A 16,826-nucleotide genomic window follows, 5' to 3' on the forward strand; every position below is an offset into this window, starting at 1 on the left:
CTCACCGTCCCGCGTGGTAGAAATCATGCACCGCCTGCGCCACCGCCGCGCTAACGCCCGGCGCTTTCTGCAAATCCTCGAGGCTCGCGCCGCGCACAGCGCGCGCGGTGCCGAAATGCATCAGCAGCGCCTTCTTGCGCGCTGGACCGATCCCCGGCACCTCGTCGAGCGGCGAGCTTCCCATCGCTTTCGCCCGCTTCGCCCGATGCGCGCCGATCGCGAAGCGGTGCGCCTCGTCGCGCAACCGCTGGATATAGAACAGCACCGCATTGTTCGGCGGCAGCGTGAATTCGCGTCCATCGGGGTAATAGAAGGTCTCGCGCCCGGCATTGCGGTCCGGCCCCTTGGCGACGCCAATGTAAGGGAGATCGTCGATTCCCAGTTCGGCCAGCACCGCGCCCGCCGCCGATACCTGCCCCTTGCCGCCGTCGATCAGCACCAGGTCGGGCCATTCGCCCTTGGTGCGCTCGGGGTCTTCCTCGATCGCGCGCGCGAAGCGGCGCTGGAACACCTCCGCCATCATCGCGAAATCGTCGCCCGGCTGGGTCTCGGCACGCTTGATGTTGAACTTGCGATAGGCGCCCTTGATCCAGCCCTCGGGCCCCGCGACGACCATCGCGCCCAGCGCATTGGTGCCCTGGATATGGCTGTTGTCGTAGATTTCGATCCGCTGCGGCGGATTGTCGAGGTCGAACAGGTCGGCCAGCTCGCGCCCCAGCTTCGCCTGCGAACTGCTCTCGGCGAGCCGCCGGTCGAGTTCCTCGCCCGCGTTTCGCACCGCCTGCTCCAGCAACCGCCGCCGGTTGCCGCGCTGCGGCACGCTGATCTCGATCTTGCGTTCGGCGAGTTCGCCCAGCGCCTCGGCGACCAAAGCGCATTCCTCAGGCTCGCGGTCGACGAGAATCAGCTTCGGCGGCGGCACGCCTTCGTAAAATTGCATCAGGAAGCTCGCCATCACCTCGGCTTCGGGAACCCCCGACACATGCGCGGGGAAAAAGCTGCGATGCCCCCAATTCTGCCCGCCGCGGATGAAGAAGCCGGCGATGCAGAGCTGCCCGCCCTTCGCCGCCAGCGCGAACACATCGGCATCGCCCAGCCCGTCGGCGTGGACCGACTGGCTGCCCTGGATGAAGGTCAGCGCCTTCAGCCGGTCGCGCACGATCGCCGCCGTCTCGAAATCCATCGCCTCGGCGGCCTGCGTCATCGCATCGCCGAGCCTTTTCTGGACTGCGATCGACCGCCCTTCGAGGAAATCCTGCGCATCTCCGACGAGCTGCGCATAATCCTCGGTCGAGATACGACCGACGCACGGCGCGCTGCACCGCTTGATCTGATAGAGCAGGCACGGCCGCGACCGATTGGAGAAAAAGCTGTCGGTGCAACTGCGCAGCAGGAACGTCTTCTGCAACGCGTTGAGCGTCTGGTTCACCGACCCCGCGCTGGCGAACGGGCCGTAATAGCGCCCCTTGGCGCGCCGCGCGCCGCGATGCTTCTGCACCCGCGGAAATTTGTGATCCATGCGCAACAGGATGAAGGGAAAGCTTTTATCGTCGCGCAGCAGCACATTGTACGGCGGGCGATAGCGCTTGATCAGCTGCGCCTCGAGCAACAGCGCCTCGGCCTCGCTCGTCGTCGTGACGATCTCCATCGCGCGCGTCTGCGACACCATGCGCTGCAACCGCTGCGGCAGCCGCGCGACCTGCGTATAATTGGTCACCCGGTTCTTCAGCGCGCGTGCCTTGCCGACGTAAAGCACATCGCCGCGCGCATCGAGCATGCGATACACCCCGGGCCGCGTCGGCAGCTTCTTCACGACATTGCGGATCGCCTCGGCGCCGCGCTCGAGGTCGGGCTGGTCGCCCTCCCCGTCGCCGCCGCGCATCACATAGGTCGCCTTCTCTTCGTTGAATCGGTCGGGAGCGTTCGGGCGGGCCATGATTTTGCATGTAGGCGAGGACGATGCGACCCGCCATAGTGTGACAGGTAAAGTGACAGGCAAATTGACATCGGAGGGGTCGGATGGAGATACGCGGCAAATTGGCGCTGGTAACCGGCGGCAGCGACGGCATCGGGCGCGAGATCGCGCTGCAACTGCAGGGATCAGGCGCCGACGTCATCGTCACGGGCCGGTCGCCCGACAAGTTGCAGGCCATGGCCGCGCTCGGCTTCGGCACCATCGCGGGTGACCTGTCGACCGCGGCGGGCGTCGATGCGGTGGTCGACGGCGTCGCGGGCAAGCCGCTCGCGATCCTCGTCAACAACGCCGGGGTCGGCAGCGACTATGAACTCGACGAGCCGGCCACGCTCGACAGCGCCGCGCACTGCATCCGCACCAATCTCGACGCGCCGATCGCGCTGTGCACCCGGCTGCTGCCGGTGCTGCGCGCCCAGCCCGAGGCCGCGATCGTCAACGTCACCTCGGGCCTCGCCATCGCGCCGCGCGCCGGCGGATCGATCTATTGCGCCACCAAGGCCGGGCTGCGCAGCTATACGCAGGCGATCCGCCACCTGCTCAAGGACAGCAACGTCCATGTCATCGAGGCGCTCCCCCCGGTGGTCGAGACCAATATGACCGCGGGCCGCAGCGGTAAAAAGATGAGCGCGCACGACTGCGCCGCCGAAATCGTCGCCGGCATCCGGTCGAACAAGCGCGAGGTCAACGCCGGCATGGTGAAGCTGTTGCAGACCCTCCACAGCATCTCCCCCGCCCTCGCCCGGCGGATCATGATCGGGTTCTGAAGGAGGACGCGATGATCACCCTCTATGGCGAAGGCCGCGGCTTCCGCGTCGCCTGGCTGCTCGAGGAACTGGGCCTGCCCTATCGCATGCGCCCGGTCGATCTGCTTAGCGGCTTGGAGAAGGACACCGAATTCCTCGCGATCAACCCCGCCGGTTTCATCCCGGCGATCGTCGACGGCGACACGGTGCTCGTCGAATCGATCGCGATCCTCGAATATCTGCTCGCGCGCCACGGCCCGAGCCCGCTCGCACCCGCACCGACCGACACCGACTTCGCAACCTATCTGCAGTTCCTGCACATGGGCGAGGCCGGGCTTGCCGGGCCGATCAACGCGATCGTCGCCACCATCATCCTCGCCCCCGAGGCCGAGCAGGCGAACTGGACGACAAAATGGGCGCGCGACATCTTCGAAAGCCGCCTCGGCCTCGTCAGCCGCCAATTGGCGAAGACGCCTTACATCGCGGGTGACCGCTTCACCGCCGCCGACATCTCGGTGACCTACGCGCTGCAGTTCGCCCAGCGCACGATCGGCTACGTCCTCGGCGACACCGAACGCGCTTACATCGCCCGCACCACGGCGCGGGAAAGCTACGCCCGCGCGATGGACGCCTGTCCCGCCACCAAGGCATGGGTCGCGGGGCTCACCATCCCCTAGCACCCCAAAACAAAACGCCCGCGGAAATCCGCGGGCGCCTTGTTGTCGGCACTGTCGCCCGGGCTCAGCCCTTGGCGACGCCTGCGATGGCCTGGTCGACCAGCGCCTTGTCGGCACCGGCGTCATGCTTGTCGGCGATCAGCTTCGCCGCGGCGTCGGTCGCGGCTTTCGCGGTCGCGGCGCGAACCTCGGCGAGGGCGCCGGCTTCGGCGGCGGCGATGCGGTCTTCGGCCATCTGCTTGCGGCGCGCGATCAGCGCGGTGGCGTCGGCCTTGGCCTTGGTCACCAGCGTTTCGGCCTCGGCCTCGGCGCGGATGCGCATCTGGTCGGCTTCCTTGGCGGCGTCGGCGAGCTTGGCTTCATATTCGGCCTTCAGCGCTTCGGCATCGAGGCGAAGCTGTTCGGCTTCCTTGAGCTGCTTTGAAATCTCGGCAATCTTGTTGTCGAGCATGCCCGCGACCAGCGCCGGCACCTTTTTCCACAGCAGGATGGCGATGAAGAGCGCCATCGCGATCGAAACCCAGACGGTCGCGTCGATGAAACCGAACGATGCCGGTTCGACATGCGTCTCGCCCGCGGCTTCGGACAGGATCAGAGCCAGATTAGCCATGGAGCACCGCCTTCACCGCCGACTTGGCATCCGCCGCGCCGATCTTCACACCCGACAGCTTGGCGACCAGGTCGCTCGCCGCCTCGGCCGCAACCGATTCGATCTCGGCCATCGCCGAGGTGCGCGCCGCCGAAATATCGGCTTCGGCCGCACCCAGCTTGTCCGCCAGTTCGGCATCGACCTTGGCGAGACGCTTTTCGGCGTCCTTCACGGCCTTGTCCTTGGCGTCAGCCACCGCCTTTTGCGCGGCGGCGCGGCTCGCGTCGCTTTGCTGGCGGTAGCTTTCCTCGAGGTTGTCGGCGGCGGCATGCGCCGCCTTTGCCGCCGCGAGATCGTCGGCGACCTTGCGGTCGCGCGCGTCCACCGTCGCCTCGATCTTCGGCAGCATGCCGCGGCCGATGACAAGGAAAACGAAGCCGAAGGTCAGCAGCACCCAGAAAATCTGCGATGCGGCATACCAGTTTTCAGCGAATTGGCTGATCTGAGGCATGGACTATCTCAACGAACAAAGAGGAAAGCGGTCGCGGGGCGGGCGCCGAAACGCCCGCCCCGCCGACGAAATCAGGCTGCCTTGAGGTACAGCAGGATCGCGATCAGGAACGACAGCAGGCCGAGAAGTTCGGCAGCCGCGAAGCCGATGAACAGGCGGCCCTGCTGGCCGTCGGCAGCTGCCGGATTGCGAAGCGCGCTTTCGAGGAAGCTGCCGAACACATTGCCCACACCGATGGCGGCCATACCGGCGCCGATGGCGGCCAGACCGGCACCGATGAGCGAAGCTGCTTGAACGTCCATTGTATAAACTCCTTGGGAAAAACGTTAGTTAAACGGTTGAAAAATCAGTGCAGGTTGATCGCGTCGTTCAGATAGAGCGACGTGAGCAACGCGAAAACATAGGCTTGGATACCCGCGACCAGCAGCTCGAGCCCGCTGATGCCGACCATCAGCGCCATGCTGGGGATGCCGACGCCGATGCCGATCGCCGGGCTCGCGGCCAGACCATCGATGATGAACGAAGCGAACACCTTCATCAGCACGTGACCGGCGGTCATCGCGACGAACAGTCGCAGCGCGAGGCTGAACGGGCGGACCATGAACGACACGAGTTCGATCACCGGGATCAGCCACAGCAGCCACCAGGGCGTGCCGTGCGGGACGAAGAGCGAGAAGAAATGCAGGCCGTGGCGCCAGAAACCGACGATCAGCACGATCGCGAAGCTGAGGATCGCGAGGAAACCGGTGATCGTGAAATGGCTCGTCACGGTGAAGGGATGGACGCCGAACAGCCCGAGCGGCGCGAGGCCGATGAGGTTGAGCATCAGGATGAACATGAAGAGCGAGAAGACATAGGGCGTATATTTGCGGCCTTCGGGGCCGATATTCGCGTTCATCATGCTGGAGATGAAGCCGGTGAAACCCTCGACCGCGACCTGCCAGCGACCGGGGACGAGCTGACGCTTCATGCCGCCGATCATGAACACCCACAAAAGCAGGCCGGCGACGATCATCCACATCGCACTCGTCGTGAAAGCGACCTCGTGACCCCCGACATGGAACATGTCGAACATCTTCTGCACCTCGAACTGGTGCATCGGGTCCACTTTACCTTGATCCGCCACGCGATACCTCGCCTAAATCCCAGTCAAACCAGCTTCAATCCGGCTTTGTCGGCCGAATATTGGCAATTCGAAATATGTTTCTGAAGGCGACCGCCACTCCGAGGAACAGCACCACCAACAGACCCCAGGGCGCAGTGCCGGCAAAATGATCGATCGTCCAACCGACCAACGCGCCGCCACCGATGCCGCCCAGCAATTCCGCCAATACGCGGTTACCGAGCTTGTAATTGGCATCGGTCTCCGGTCCGGCGTTCACCGCGTTCCGTTTTGCTTCTGCGGCTTCGGCCCGGTCCAATCGCTCTTCGAGCGAGACCAGGCGCGAATCCTCCGAAGCTGGTTCCGGATCGCTGCCGTTCCCCGTCATTTCCCGCCATCCTCCTGAAACAGCGCCGGAAAGCTCCGGTTCCGCCTGCGAAAAAAGGCCCGAAAAATCGGGGGACCCCTAAGGCGCGGTCCGTTTAGGAATGACGCCCCATTAAGTCAATGCTTGTGCGCAACTGCACAAAAATGGCGCCGGGCGGGCGCACAAAAATGCCGCCGCGTTTAGGGGCGCGGCGGCATGTGACGCCCGCAGGCGCCCTTGTCGTTCCGAAAAATCAGGGGCAGCGCGAATCGCGAACCGGCGCGCCGGCGTCGCGGGTCTTCCAGCTCTTGTCGGGCGCCATATATTTCTCGCCCGGCTTGGTCTTGGCGATCAAATTGCAACCGGTGACGAAGGCGAACTGTTCGACCGTGCTGCCTGCCGGGGCCCCGCTGGTGTAGGCGGCCTTGCGCTTGATATTGATGTCGTCGACGATCGCGCGGACCGCCGGGGTCGGGGTCGAGGCATAGCCGAGATAGCCGTCGGGTTGCTCGCCGACCTGCCCTGCCGAACGGGCGGCCTCATAAGCGGGGTCGCGCTGCGCCATCGCCGCGGGCACCATCAGCGCCACGGCGGCGGTCGCGGCCAAGGCGGCCATCGCAATTCCGGTGGGTTTCCAAATCTTCGTCATCATATTTTTTCCCTGTCAGAATATCGAGCTATTCTGTTCGATCAGCTTTTTGGCATCTCCATCAAGCCGGTACACGATTTCCTGCTTGATGTTGATATTCAGGTTGATCTCGATCGGCTTGTCGGGGGTTTCGATCTGCACGCAGCCGGTGAGGGCCGCCGCGCCGATCGTTACCGCAAGACACCGACCGATCCCGGCCCGCCTCCTCGCTTCACTTCTTGTTCTCTTCATTGCACGGGCTCGCTTGCTGGAGGCTGAACGGTCGAATTTTTCGCGGCGGCGGCTTTGGCGTCTTCCTGCGCCTGCATCAGCGCCGGCAGATTCTGTTCGATATAGACGGTCGGATCATAAAAGCCCTTGGCCGATGTGATCAACTGGCGGAACGGCGCCTGAATCTTGATGTTGAAGACGAGGGGCAGCTTGGCGACCTGGCGCGTGATGAAGTTCTGCGTCGCGCCTTCGCCCTGCCCGATGCCGCCGAAGCGGATGTCGGTGACCATCTCGCCGTCGAGGTCGCCGTTGAGGATGATGGTGAGGTCGTCATATTTGAGGCTGCGCAGCGCGCCGAAGGCAAAATTGGCCATCACGCCAAGGTCGTGGTTGGTCAGCTCGCCGACATAGGCCAGCGTTCCGCCGCCATCGCGCGCGTCGATGCGGCCGCCGACGATCCGTCCGCCGAGTCCGTCGAACTCGACCGGCAGGGTGCCGTCGAACTTGCCCGTCGCGTTGATATTTTCAAACCCGAAATTCTGGAGGAAGATCGCGGCATCGACCCCGACGAGATCGAAGGTCAGCCGTCGCGGCTGGTCGGCGTTGAAATTGAGCGTCGTCGGATGCAGCTCGAGCGTGCCGCCGGCAAAGGGCCAGCTGCCGCCTTGAATTCGTACCCGATTGTCACCGAGCAGCTGATATTCGATCTCGCCGTCCTTCACCGGAATTCCCGGATTGAGCTCGGCGAGCCGGACCTTCTGGTTCGGCGCCGAATGGAGACCGATCAGGTCGTCGAAGGTCAGCGTCGTCGTCGCGCCGGTGACCGGACCAAAGGCGGCGGCGAGATTGCTGTTCGCGGTCGCAAAGGTGCCGCGGCTCGTCACCCCGGCGGGCGACCAGTCGATCCGGCCATCGCCGACCACCGATCCCTGCACATTGGCGACGACGCCGAGCGCAAGACGGGTGAGCTGGTCCGGCTGAAAAGTGTCGCCAAAGCGCAATTCGGGAACCTTCAGATCGGCAAATCCGGTTCCACTGCCGAGTTCGTGCCGAATCACGGTGTCGAGCACATGCGCGCCGCTCCGCCGTTCGGCGAAGCCCGCGGTCGCGTTGATCCGGCCATCGGCGAAGCGCAGCGCGGCGTTGGTACTGATCAGCGGGAAGAAGCGCGCGTCGGATTCGGGCAGCGCGTCGGTGACGACGATCGATCCGTCGAGCCCGAGCACGCCGCCGGTCCAGGTCCAGCGCCCGCCGATCTCGCTCATGTCGAGCGGCACCGCGCCGATCCTGCCCGCCGCGCCGACGAGGTCGCCCGCGAGTCCCTTCGGCGTCGCGGCGCCGGTGATCCGTTCGGCGCTGAACCGGGTGACGCCATCGCCTTCGCCCAGACGGACGTCGGCGCCCGCCAGCGACCAGCGCATCGTCGCCAGGTCGAACTCGCCCGCCCCCGACGCCAGCGAGAAGGGCGAGGTCCCGCTCGTCCCGCGCAGCGCCAGCCGCGGCATGCGGATCTGTCCGCGCAGCCCGTCGGGACCCGCCGCGAGCAGAGGCTGCCCCGCGCGGCTGCACAAGTCGACCGCCGGCCCGGCGAGCCGGAAGCCGCTGACGTCGATGCGGTCGGCGGCGATCCGCGTGCAACCACCGCTCAGCGCCAGCGCCCCGGTCGGCGCCAGCACCCCGTCGATCGGCACGCGCAATCGCTCCACGCGTCCGCCCGCGAGCGGGCCGGTGAGTTCGGCCACCGTTGCAAAGCGCATCATCCCGCCTGCCCCGCCAGAGAAGCGCACCGGCGCCAGCGCCAGCCGCGAACCCTCGGCGACATAGGGCTCAATCCGCGCCAGGCCGGACAGCGTGCCGTCGGCGCGGCGGTCGAGATCGAGTGTGCCTTCGGGCAGTCCGCCACCGCCGAACGCCCATTGGCCCTGCACGACGAAAGCTGGCGCGGCGGCCGCGAACAGATAGCCGATCCGGCTGTCGGCGCCTCCCGTCAGCCGCGCGCCGCTTTCGCCGACCAGATCGAGCCCGATCAGTTCGATACGTGCGGTCTTGCCCTCGCCCGCCAGCGCAAAATCGGCCTTGCCGCCGATGTCGCCCAGCATCCGCGCCAGTGCCCCGCTGGCCTTGGAGCCCAGCGGTCCGACCGGACTGCCGGCCAGTCCATTCGCACTCGCGGCGATGCGCTGGCGCAGCCCGGCGCTGGCCGAAGCGCGCGCGAAGCCGATGCTGCCCTTAAGCTTGGGTGCCGCTTTGCCGACCTCGCCGGTCGCGTCGATGTCGACGCGGCTCGCGGCGAATTCGGGTCCGCTCAACCGCTGCGCCTCGCCGTCGAGGGTCAGCGCGGTTCGGTCGGCATTGCCCTTGAACCCGGCGAGCAGCGCCACCCGTTCGGCACGCGCCGGACCCGCGATAAGCGATACCAGCGCCGCATCGGCCTTGCCCTCCCAACTCAGCATGTCGGCGCCCAGCGTCACGTCGAGCGCGACCTGCGGCGCGCGCGCGATGACGCTTTCCTCGGCGCAGCGCACTTCGCGCCCGCGCAGCGGTCCTTTCAGACGCGGTTTCAGGTCACGCACCGTCAAGGGGCCGTAAAAACTGATCGCATCCCCCCGGCATCCGCCCGCATCGATCGTCGGGGCCACCAGCGCGAGCGTCCCCGAAAAATCGCGCTGCAGATGCCCGCGCCCGTTCAGCGTCGCGCCGACATTGCCCCATGGCGTCTCGACCCGCGCCCGCGCGTCGGTCAGCACCGCCGACAGGTCAGGCAGCGCAAAGGGATCGGTGCTCGTGGGATCGCGAAACTTGTCGAGCGCTCCCAGCGACAGCCGTCCGTCCGCGAACCGCCCGTACAGCCGCACGCCGTCGGCGGTGATCGTCGAAACATAAGGCCCGCTCCAACCGTAACCGAGCGAGATTTCGACGACCTTCGCGGTCAGGTCGGGGCGTTTGGGGTCGCCGATGACGACATTGGAAATGCGCTCGGTACGAAAACCGATCTCTTCGATGTCGTAAGTCGCGGGTACGCCCAGCGAATCGAGCTGTTCGCGCACGAAGCGGTCGGCGATCGGCTCGCGCGCCAGCCACAGCCCGCCGACAAGCACCGCGAGCGCCGCGCCGGTCAGCCAGCGCTTCTTGATGCGGCGACGCTGCCTGACCATTCTGGCGGTTTCGACGGAGTCGGTCATGGCGCCTTTATTCGATCCTCATGCGCCCCGGCGGGTCCGCCCTTTGCTGAAAGATAACGCCGAAATGGCGCAATTGGCTGCAAAAGACAGGACGTTGCCATATGCGACAAACCTTATGGCCGTTGAGTGCGCCCCACAAGCTGCTATTCCGGATCCATGGGGGACGCCGATCATACGGGACATCGCGCGCGGCTGCGCGCGCGGCTGCTCGATACCGGCGGCGAGGCGCTCGCCGATTACGAGCTCGTCGAATATCTGCTCGCCCTCGCCATCCCGCGCCGCGACACCAAGCCGCTCGCCAAGGCGCTGCTCCGCGAGTTCGGCTCGCTGGCACAGCTGATCGCCGCCGACCCCGATGCGCTGCGCCGTGTCGACGGGCTCGGCGACGGCGCGATCGCGGCACTCAAGGTCGTCCAGGCAACCGGCCTGCGCATGCTCAGGGGCGAATTCGCCGAACGGCCGCTGCTCTCCAGCTGGGATGCCCTGCTCGATTATCTGCGTGCCGACATGGGGCCGCTCGATATCGAACGCGTCCGCGTCCTCTATCTCAACACGCGCAACATGCTGATTCGCGACGAACTGGTCAGCGAAGGATCAATCGACCAGTCCGCCATCTACACACGCGAAGTCGTCAAGCGCGCGCTTGAGCTTGGCGCCGCGGCGATCATCCTCGTCCATAATCATCCCAGCGGCAGCCCCGAACCGAGCCGCCAGGATATTGCGATCACCCGCGATATCGCGGCAGCGGCGGCGAAGCTGAGCATCACCCTCCACGACCATATCATCATCGGCGGGTCCGATTATCGCAGCATGCGCGCGATGGGATTGCTCTAGGATCCTGACTGAAGACCCGCGATTTGACTTCCCCCGCCACACAGGACATCATCCCTTTATGCAGATTCGACGCGGCCTTCTCCGCTTCCGTTTCCACGGGGGTCAACTTCTCGCGGGCATCTAGCCCCGGGTTCCGGCGCGTTCGCCCCGAGCCCGGGGCAAATTTCCGACAAAATTTGATCGCGTGCGCGAACGATTGCGTGCGCCTGCCCTTATCCGGAAAGTCCGCACCATGACCCAGACCAAAACCAAATCGCGCGCCGCGCGTCCGGCGATCCACATGATCGACGTCGAAGCCGACCGGCTGACCGAACTCGCGCTGCACAAGCAGCACGAACTGAACCGCATTTATGAAATGCTGCTCGGCGAGATCGACCGTGCGTCGATCTGCAGCCGCGACAAGATTGCCGCCAATGTCGTGACCATGGGGTCCGAGGTGACCTTCACCGATGAAAAGACCGGGACCCAGCGCACGGTCGAACTCGTCTACCCCGCCTTTGCCGACATCGCGGCGGGACGCGTGTCGATCCTGACGCCGGTCGGGGCAGGACTCATCGGCCTGCGTACCGGCCAGTCGATCATGTGGCCCGACCGCGGCGGACAGGAACATCGGTTGACGATCATCGCGGTGAAACAGCCGTCCGAATGAAGGCCAGACGCGATGAAGCCGCCGGATCGCTCCGACGGCTTCACCACCCAGTCAGGGGCGCTTACGCGCCGCGCGACAGGAACGCGGTCAGTTCTTCCTTGCTGACGGTGCCGTTCTTGTCGGCATCGGCAGCACCCCAGGCCTGACCAATCCAGGTCTGAACCTCGGCCGATTCGACATCGACCGTCGGCTCGCTCGCGCTGCGTAGCTTCTTCATCCAGCCGGCGAATTCGACCTCGCTGAGCTCGGCACTCGAATCGGCGTCATAGGTGGGGAACTCCTTGTCGACGATCTGGGCGACCTGGGCCGGGGTTGCGGCGCTGCCGCTCGGCGCGGACTGCGCGGTAGTTGCTTCGCCAGCCGGGGGAGCGGGCTGGCTCGCCGGCGGGGTTGTCGAAGCATCGGGGGCCGGCGCCGGCTGTGCGGCTTCGGGAGCCGGTGCGGGCTGCGTCGCCTCGGTCGCGGGTTCCGACGGCTGGCTTGCCGGCGGCGCGCTGTCGGTCTGGGCCGGCGGTGCGGTCGGATCGGCGGGCTGATCCTGCGCCAGCGCGGGGAAACTGATCGCGGCGGCGCCAATCAAAAGCATGGTTTTCAACATGATATTTCTCCTGTTGTGGTGCGACGCTTCGCCTTGCGCGCCGCTGTCCTGAAGGGGCATAGGGTCAACCGCGCGCCAAAAGCGTAAGTTGCATTTCGGTGGCGATTGGCGGGGCGGCCCGTCCCTGCTAGGGCGCGCCCTGTCGCGATTCCGCGCCGATTCCGCGATAAATTGATCCTAAAGGAAGGAAAAACCATGGTTCCGCGTTACGCCCGGCCCGAAATGACCGCCATCTGGTCGGCCGAAAACCGGTTCCGCATCTGGTTCGAGATCGAGGCGCACGCCACCGACGCGCTCGCCGAATTGGGTGTCGTACCCCAGGATGCCGCCAAAGCGCTGTGGGAATGGTGGGCGACGAATCCCGTCATCGACGTGCCCGCGATCGACGCGATCGAGGCGGTCACCAAGCATGACGTCATCGCCTTCCTGACGTGGGTAGCCGAAAATGTCGGCGATCAGGCGCGCTTCATGCACCAGGGCATGACGTCGAGCGACGTGCTCGACACCTGTCTCGCGGTCCAACTCAGCCAGGCCGCCGACCTGTTGCTCGCCGATCTCGACGCCTTGCTTGCGGCGATCGAACGCCGCGCCCGCGAACATAAAATGACCCCGACGATCGGCCGCAGCCATGGCATCCACGCCGAACCGGTGACCTTCGGATTGAAGCTCGCGCAGGCCTATGCCGAATTCGACCGCTGCAAGACGCGCCTGATCGCGGCGCGCGCCGACATCGCGACCTGCGCCATTTCGGGCGCCGTCGGCACCTTCGCCAACATCGACCCGCGCGTCGAGGAACATGTCGCGGCCAAGCTCGGCCTGTCGGTCGAACCCGTCTCGACCCAGGTCATCCCGCGCGACCGCCATGCGATGTTCTTCGCGACGCTGGGCGTCATCGCCGGATCGATCGAGCGGCTCGCGACCGAAGTCCGCCACCTGCAGCGGACCGAAGTGCTGGAAGCCGAGGAATATTTCTCGCCGGGCCAGAAGGGTTCGTCGGCGATGCCGCACAAGCGCAACCCGATCCTGACCGAGAATCTCACCGGCCTTGCGCGCATGGTGCGCAGCGCGGTCGTCCCGGCGCTCGAAAATGTCGCGCTGTGGCACGAACGCGACATCAGCCATTCGTCGGTCGAGCGCTTCATCGGTCCCGACGCGACGATCACCCTCGACTTCGCATTGGGCCGCCTGACCGGCGTGGTCGACAAATTGCTCGTCTATCCCGAACGGATGCAGAAGAATCTCGACCGCATGGGCGGCCTCGTCCATTCGCAGCGCGTCCTGCTCGCGCTGACACAGGCGGGGGCAAGCCGCGAGGAAAGCTATGTCCTCGTCCAGCGCAACGCGATGAAGGTGTGGGAAAGCGACGGCGCGCTGTCACTGCTCGACCTGCTCAAGGCCGACGCCGACGTCACCGCGAAACTGTCGGCCGGCGAACTGACCGCGCTGTTCGACCTCGGTTACCACCTCAAGCATGTCGACACGATCTTCGCGCGGGTGTTCGGGGAGTAACGGCTCAATCCTCCCTGTCGCGTAACGATGGGGAGGTGGCAGCCCGCGGGGCTGACGGAGGGGCCGACGCCGTCAGGCGCCGTGCAAGCTTTCGGCCCCTCCACCATTCGCTTCGCGAACGGTTCCCCTCCCCACCGCTTCGCGGCAGGGAGGATCAAAGGCACGCCCCCCTCTGGAAACCCGCGTCAAACTCGCCTAGGCTTCCGTCACGTCGCCAAGAAACAGGAGCAGCCGCATGGGAATTGTCCGGACGATCATCTGGGTGTTGCTCACCGCCGTACTGGTGATCTTCTCGATGGCGAACTGGATTCCCGTCACCGTGACCATCTGGCCGGGTCAGGTGCTCGACACCAAACTGCCGGTGCTGATCCTCGTCTCGTTCCTGATCGGCAGCGTCCCGCTGTGGATCGCGCTGCGCGCCGCGCGCTGGTCGCTCAAGCGCCGCCTCGACCATAGCGAGCGCCAGCTCGCCGACCTGCGCGCGATGGCGAACCGCCCCGCCGATGTCCCGGCGGCGGCGGCGCCGCTTGCCGCGACGCCGGTGAACGACGTTCCCCCGACCGCCACCTCGACCGACCTCTTTCCCACGGACAAGCCATGACCTCGCCGCTCTATCTCGCGATCGATACCACCCACCTCGACGTCGCACAGACGCTGGCGCAGAAGGTGCGGCACCATGTCGGCGGGCTGAAACTCGGGCTCGAATTCTTCTGCGCCAACGGCCATCATGGCGTGCATGAAATGGCCAAGATCGGCCTGCCGATCTTCCTCGATCTCAAGCTCCACGACATCCCGAATACCGTCGCCAAGGCGATTCAGGCGCTGCGCCCGCTCGAACCCGCGATCATCACCGTCCACGCGGCGGGCGGCCGTGCGATGCTCGAAGAGGCGAAGGCGTCCGCCGGGACGAACACCAAGGTTGTGGCGGTCACGGTGCTGACCAGCCTCGACGCCCCCGATCTCGAAGATATCGGCGTCGGCGGCACCCCGCACGACCAGGTCGTCCGCCTGACCAAACTCGCGCGCGAATCGGGCCTCGACGGCATCGTCTGTTCGGGTCAGGAAGTGAAGATCGCGCGCAACACCTGGCCAGGCGGCTATTTCGTCGTCCCCGGCGTCCGCCCCGCGAACGGCAGCGCCGGTGACCAGAAGCGGATCGTCACCCCGGCGCAGGCGATGGCCGACGGCGCGTCGATCCTGGTGGTCGGCCGCCCGATCAGCCAGTCGCCCGACCCCGACCTGGCAGCGCGCGAGATCGAGGCAACGCTTTAGGCCTGCACGCACTCCCTTTCCCGTTCGTGTCGAGCGAAGTCGAGACACGCCAACACAGCGCCAGACGTGTCTCGACTTCGCTCGACACGAACGGACATTGGATCATCCGGTAGCCATGCCTCCACTCGTCAAAATCTGCGGCCTCAAGACGTCCGAAGAGGTCGAGGCCGCCATCCGTCACGGCGCCACGCACATCGGTCTCAATCATTACGAACCCAGCCCGCGCTACGTCGATCTCGACACCGCGGCCGAGTTGCGCAAGCAGGCCGCCGCGGGCGGCGTCAAGGTCGCACTCCTGCTCGTCAACGCGGGGCCGCAACTCACCGGCGCCGCATGGAGCGCGGTGCGGCCTGACATCCTCCAGTTCCACGGCAACGAGACCCCCGAGTGGATCAACGCGGTCAAGACGAACACCAAGACCGAGGCGTGGAAGGCGGTCGGGCTGAAGGATGCGGGGACGCTGACGCGCTCGCTGCAATATGAGGGCGTCGTCGACCGGCTGCTCTTCGATGCCCCCGCGCAGGCGATGCCGGGCGGGACCGGCACGCGCTTCGACTGGTCGCTGCTCGTCGGGCATCGGCACAGCATCGACTGGGGCATTGCCGGCGGCCTCACGCCCGTCAACGTCGCCGAAGCGATCGCCGCGACCAACGCGCCGCTCGTCGACGTCTCGTCGGGTGTCGAGAGCGCGCCGGGCGTCAAGGATATGGACAAGATCGCGGCTTTCCTTAAAGCGGCGGGCCGATGACACACGCACCCAACAGCCTTCGCACCGGCCCCGACGAGCGCGGCCATTTCGGCCAATTCGGCGGGCGCTACGTCGCCGAAACGCTGATGCCGCTGATCCTCGACCTCGAGCGCGAATATCGCGCGGCGCAGGCCGACCCGGCGTTCAAGGCCGAATTCGACGATCTGCTGAAAAATTATGTCGGCCGCCCCAGCCCCTTGTGGCTCGCGCAGCGGCTGACCGATCACCTCGGCGGGGCGAAGATTTACCTCAAGCGCGAGGACCTCAACCACACCGGCGCGCACAAGATCAACAATTGCATCGGCCAGATCCTGCTCGCGAAAAGGATGGGCAAGCAAAAGATCATCGCCGAGACCGGCGCCGGCCAGCATGGCGTCGCGACCGCAACCGTCGCGGCGCTGTTCGGCCTGCCCTGCACAATCTTCATGGGCGCGGTCGACGTCGCGCGGCAGCAGCCGAACGTGTTCCGCATGAAGCTGCTCGGCGCCGAGGTGGTCGCGGTCGAGAGCGGCGCAAAAACGCTCAAGGATGCGATGAACGAGGCGCTGCGCCACTGGGTCGCGAACGTCCACGACACCTTCTACATCATCGGCACCGTCGCCGGGCCGCACCCCTACCCCGAACTTGTCCGCGACTTCCAGTCGGTGATCGGCGACGAGGCGCGCGCGCAGATCCTCGAAGCCGAGGGCCGCCTGCCCGACATGCTCATCGCCCCCGTCGGCGGCGGATCGAACGCGATCGGGCTGTTCCATCCGTTTCTGGATGACGACGGCGTCGAGATCGTCGGCGTCGAAGCGGCGGGCGAAGGGCTGGACGGCAAGCATGCCGCGAGCCTTGCCGGCGGGCGGCCGGGCATCCTGCACGGCAACAAGACCTATCTGCTCCAGGACGAAGACGGCCAGATCACCGAGGCGCACAGCATCTCGGCGGGGCTCGATTATCCGGGCATCGGCCCCGAGCATAGCTGGCTCCACGACATCGGCCGCGTCCGCTACGAACCCGTGACCGATGCCGAGGCGCTGGCGAGCTTCCAGAAGCTGACCAAGCTCGAAGGCATCATCCCCGCGCTCGAAAGCGCCCACGCCATCGCCGCCGCCGAACGTATTGCGCCGACGCTGGGCAAGGACAAGATCATCATCGTCAATTGCTCGGGCCGCGGCGACAAGGATATCTTCACCGTCGCCGACGCGCTGGGGGTGAAACTTTGAGGG

19 protein-coding genes are annotated in these 16,826 nt (G+C 65.9%); 9 read left to right on the plus strand and 10 right to left on the minus strand.

Going from position 1 to position 16,826, the window contains the following annotated elements; all coding sequences use genetic code 11:
* Nucleotide 1 precedes the first annotated feature (1 nt).
* The gene (gene uvrC / locus EEB18_RS19270) at nt 2-1,936 is read right to left on the minus strand and encodes an excinuclease ABC subunit UvrC (protein ID WP_187141435.1); all 1,935 of its coding nucleotides are present in this window, start codon (nt 1,934-1,936) and stop codon (nt 2-4) included.
* A gap of 83 nt (nt 1,937-2,019) precedes the next feature.
* On the opposite strand from uvrC, the gene EEB18_RS19275 reads away from it, so the two are divergent.
* Together EEB18_RS19275 and EEB18_RS19280 are read left to right on the plus strand one after the other, a co-directional pair.
* Nucleotides 2,020-2,739 carry an SDR family oxidoreductase gene (locus EEB18_RS19275; RefSeq protein WP_187141436.1) on the plus strand — a complete coding sequence of 240 codons (720 nt, stop codon included), beginning with the start codon at nt 2,020-2,022 and terminating at the stop codon, nt 2,737-2,739.
* An 11-nt stretch (nt 2,740-2,750) separates the two neighbouring features.
* A complete protein-coding gene (locus EEB18_RS19280) occupies nt 2,751-3,395 on the plus strand; it encodes a glutathione S-transferase family protein (RefSeq protein ID WP_187141437.1) in 645 nt (214 codons plus the stop codon).
* Nucleotides 3,396-3,459: 64 nt separating this feature from the next.
* Here EEB18_RS19280 and EEB18_RS19285 read toward each other — a convergent pair whose 3' ends face one another.
* From EEB18_RS19285 to EEB18_RS19320, 8 genes are all read right to left on the minus strand, one after another.
* Nucleotides 3,460-4,005, minus strand: coding sequence for a F0F1 ATP synthase subunit B (locus EEB18_RS19285; RefSeq protein WP_187141438.1), 546 nt, complete (start codon nt 4,003-4,005; stop codon nt 3,460-3,462).
* A complete protein-coding gene (locus EEB18_RS19290; protein WP_187141439.1) occupies nt 3,998-4,495 on the minus strand; it encodes an ATPase in 498 nt (165 codons plus the stop codon). The genes EEB18_RS19285 and EEB18_RS19290 overlap by 8 nt, the downstream gene beginning before the upstream one ends.
* A 71-nt stretch (nt 4,496-4,566) precedes the next feature.
* On the minus strand, nt 4,567-4,797 hold the full coding sequence (locus EEB18_RS19295) for a F0F1 ATP synthase subunit C (RefSeq protein WP_037515205.1): 231 nt from the start codon (nt 4,795-4,797) through the stop codon (nt 4,567-4,569).
* A 44-nt stretch (nt 4,798-4,841) separates the two neighbouring features.
* Nucleotides 4,842-5,594, minus strand: coding sequence for a F0F1 ATP synthase subunit A (locus EEB18_RS19300; protein WP_056351830.1), 753 nt, complete (start codon nt 5,592-5,594; stop codon nt 4,842-4,844).
* Nucleotides 5,595-5,655: 61 nt separating this feature from the next.
* Nucleotides 5,656-5,985 (minus strand): AtpZ/AtpI family protein, encoded by a 330-nt coding sequence (locus EEB18_RS19305; RefSeq protein WP_056351833.1) that lies wholly within the window; start codon nt 5,983-5,985, stop codon nt 5,656-5,658.
* Between the two features lie 232 nt (nt 5,986-6,217).
* The gene (locus tag EEB18_RS19310) at nt 6,218-6,616 is read right to left on the minus strand and encodes a YdbL family protein (protein ID WP_156377831.1); all 399 of its coding nucleotides are present in this window, start codon (nt 6,614-6,616) and stop codon (nt 6,218-6,220) included.
* A gap of 12 nt (nt 6,617-6,628) precedes the next feature.
* The gene (locus EEB18_RS22795; RefSeq protein WP_235535788.1) at nt 6,629-6,754 is read right to left on the minus strand and encodes a YnbE family lipoprotein; all 126 of its coding nucleotides are present in this window, start codon (nt 6,752-6,754) and stop codon (nt 6,629-6,631) included.
* Between the two features lie 86 nt (nt 6,755-6,840).
* Nucleotides 6,841-10,005 (minus strand): YdbH domain-containing protein, encoded by a 3,165-nt coding sequence (locus EEB18_RS19320; protein ID WP_262408011.1) that lies wholly within the window; start codon nt 10,003-10,005, stop codon nt 6,841-6,843.
* A gap of 156 nt (nt 10,006-10,161) precedes the next feature.
* Between EEB18_RS19320 and radC the strand changes: the two genes are divergently transcribed.
* Together radC and rnk are read left to right on the plus strand one after the other, a co-directional pair.
* Nucleotides 10,162-10,839, plus strand: a complete 678-nt coding sequence (gene radC, locus EEB18_RS19325) for a RadC family protein (protein ID WP_056351838.1) — start codon at nt 10,162-10,164, stop codon at nt 10,837-10,839.
* 232 nt (nt 10,840-11,071) lie between these two features.
* Nucleotides 11,072-11,488, plus strand: a complete 417-nt coding sequence (rnk, locus tag EEB18_RS19330; RefSeq protein ID WP_082545252.1) for a nucleoside diphosphate kinase regulator — start codon at nt 11,072-11,074, stop codon at nt 11,486-11,488.
* A gap of 61 nt (nt 11,489-11,549) precedes the next feature.
* On the opposite strand, the gene EEB18_RS19335 is transcribed toward rnk, so the two are convergent.
* Complete coding sequence (locus EEB18_RS19335) at nt 11,550-12,086, minus strand: calcium-binding protein (protein WP_187141440.1); 537 nt, start codon at nt 12,084-12,086, stop codon at nt 11,550-11,552.
* A gap of 195 nt (nt 12,087-12,281) precedes the next feature.
* Between EEB18_RS19335 and purB the strand changes: the two genes are divergently transcribed.
* The 5 genes from purB (at nt 12,282) to trpB (ending at nt 16,823) form a co-directional block, all read left to right on the plus strand.
* A complete protein-coding gene (purB, locus tag EEB18_RS19340) occupies nt 12,282-13,595 on the plus strand; it encodes an adenylosuccinate lyase (RefSeq protein ID WP_187141441.1) in 1,314 nt (437 codons plus the stop codon).
* A 235-nt stretch (nt 13,596-13,830) separates the two neighbouring features.
* Nucleotides 13,831-14,196: a lipopolysaccharide assembly protein LapA domain-containing protein gene (locus EEB18_RS19345; protein ID WP_187141442.1), complete on the plus strand. Its 366-nt coding sequence runs from the start codon at nt 13,831-13,833 to the stop codon at nt 14,194-14,196.
* Nucleotides 14,193-14,867 (plus strand): orotidine-5'-phosphate decarboxylase, encoded by a 675-nt coding sequence (pyrF, locus tag EEB18_RS19350; protein ID WP_056351851.1) that lies wholly within the window; start codon nt 14,193-14,195, stop codon nt 14,865-14,867. The genes EEB18_RS19345 and pyrF overlap by 4 nt, the downstream gene beginning before the upstream one ends.
* Before the next feature lie 115 nt (nt 14,868-14,982).
* Nucleotides 14,983-15,615 (plus strand): phosphoribosylanthranilate isomerase, encoded by a 633-nt coding sequence (locus tag EEB18_RS19355; protein WP_187141443.1) that lies wholly within the window; start codon nt 14,983-14,985, stop codon nt 15,613-15,615.
* Nucleotides 15,612-16,823 carry a tryptophan synthase subunit beta gene (gene trpB / locus EEB18_RS19360; protein ID WP_187141444.1) on the plus strand — a complete coding sequence of 404 codons (1,212 nt, stop codon included), beginning with the start codon at nt 15,612-15,614 and terminating at the stop codon, nt 16,821-16,823. Before EEB18_RS19355 ends, trpB begins: the two co-directional genes overlap by 4 nt.
* The last annotated feature ends 3 nt before the right edge of the window (nt 16,824-16,826 follow it).

Source organism: Sphingopyxis sp. OPL5, from assembly GCF_003797775.2.
In the GTDB taxonomy this organism is placed as follows: domain Bacteria; phylum Pseudomonadota; class Alphaproteobacteria; order Sphingomonadales; family Sphingomonadaceae; genus Sphingopyxis.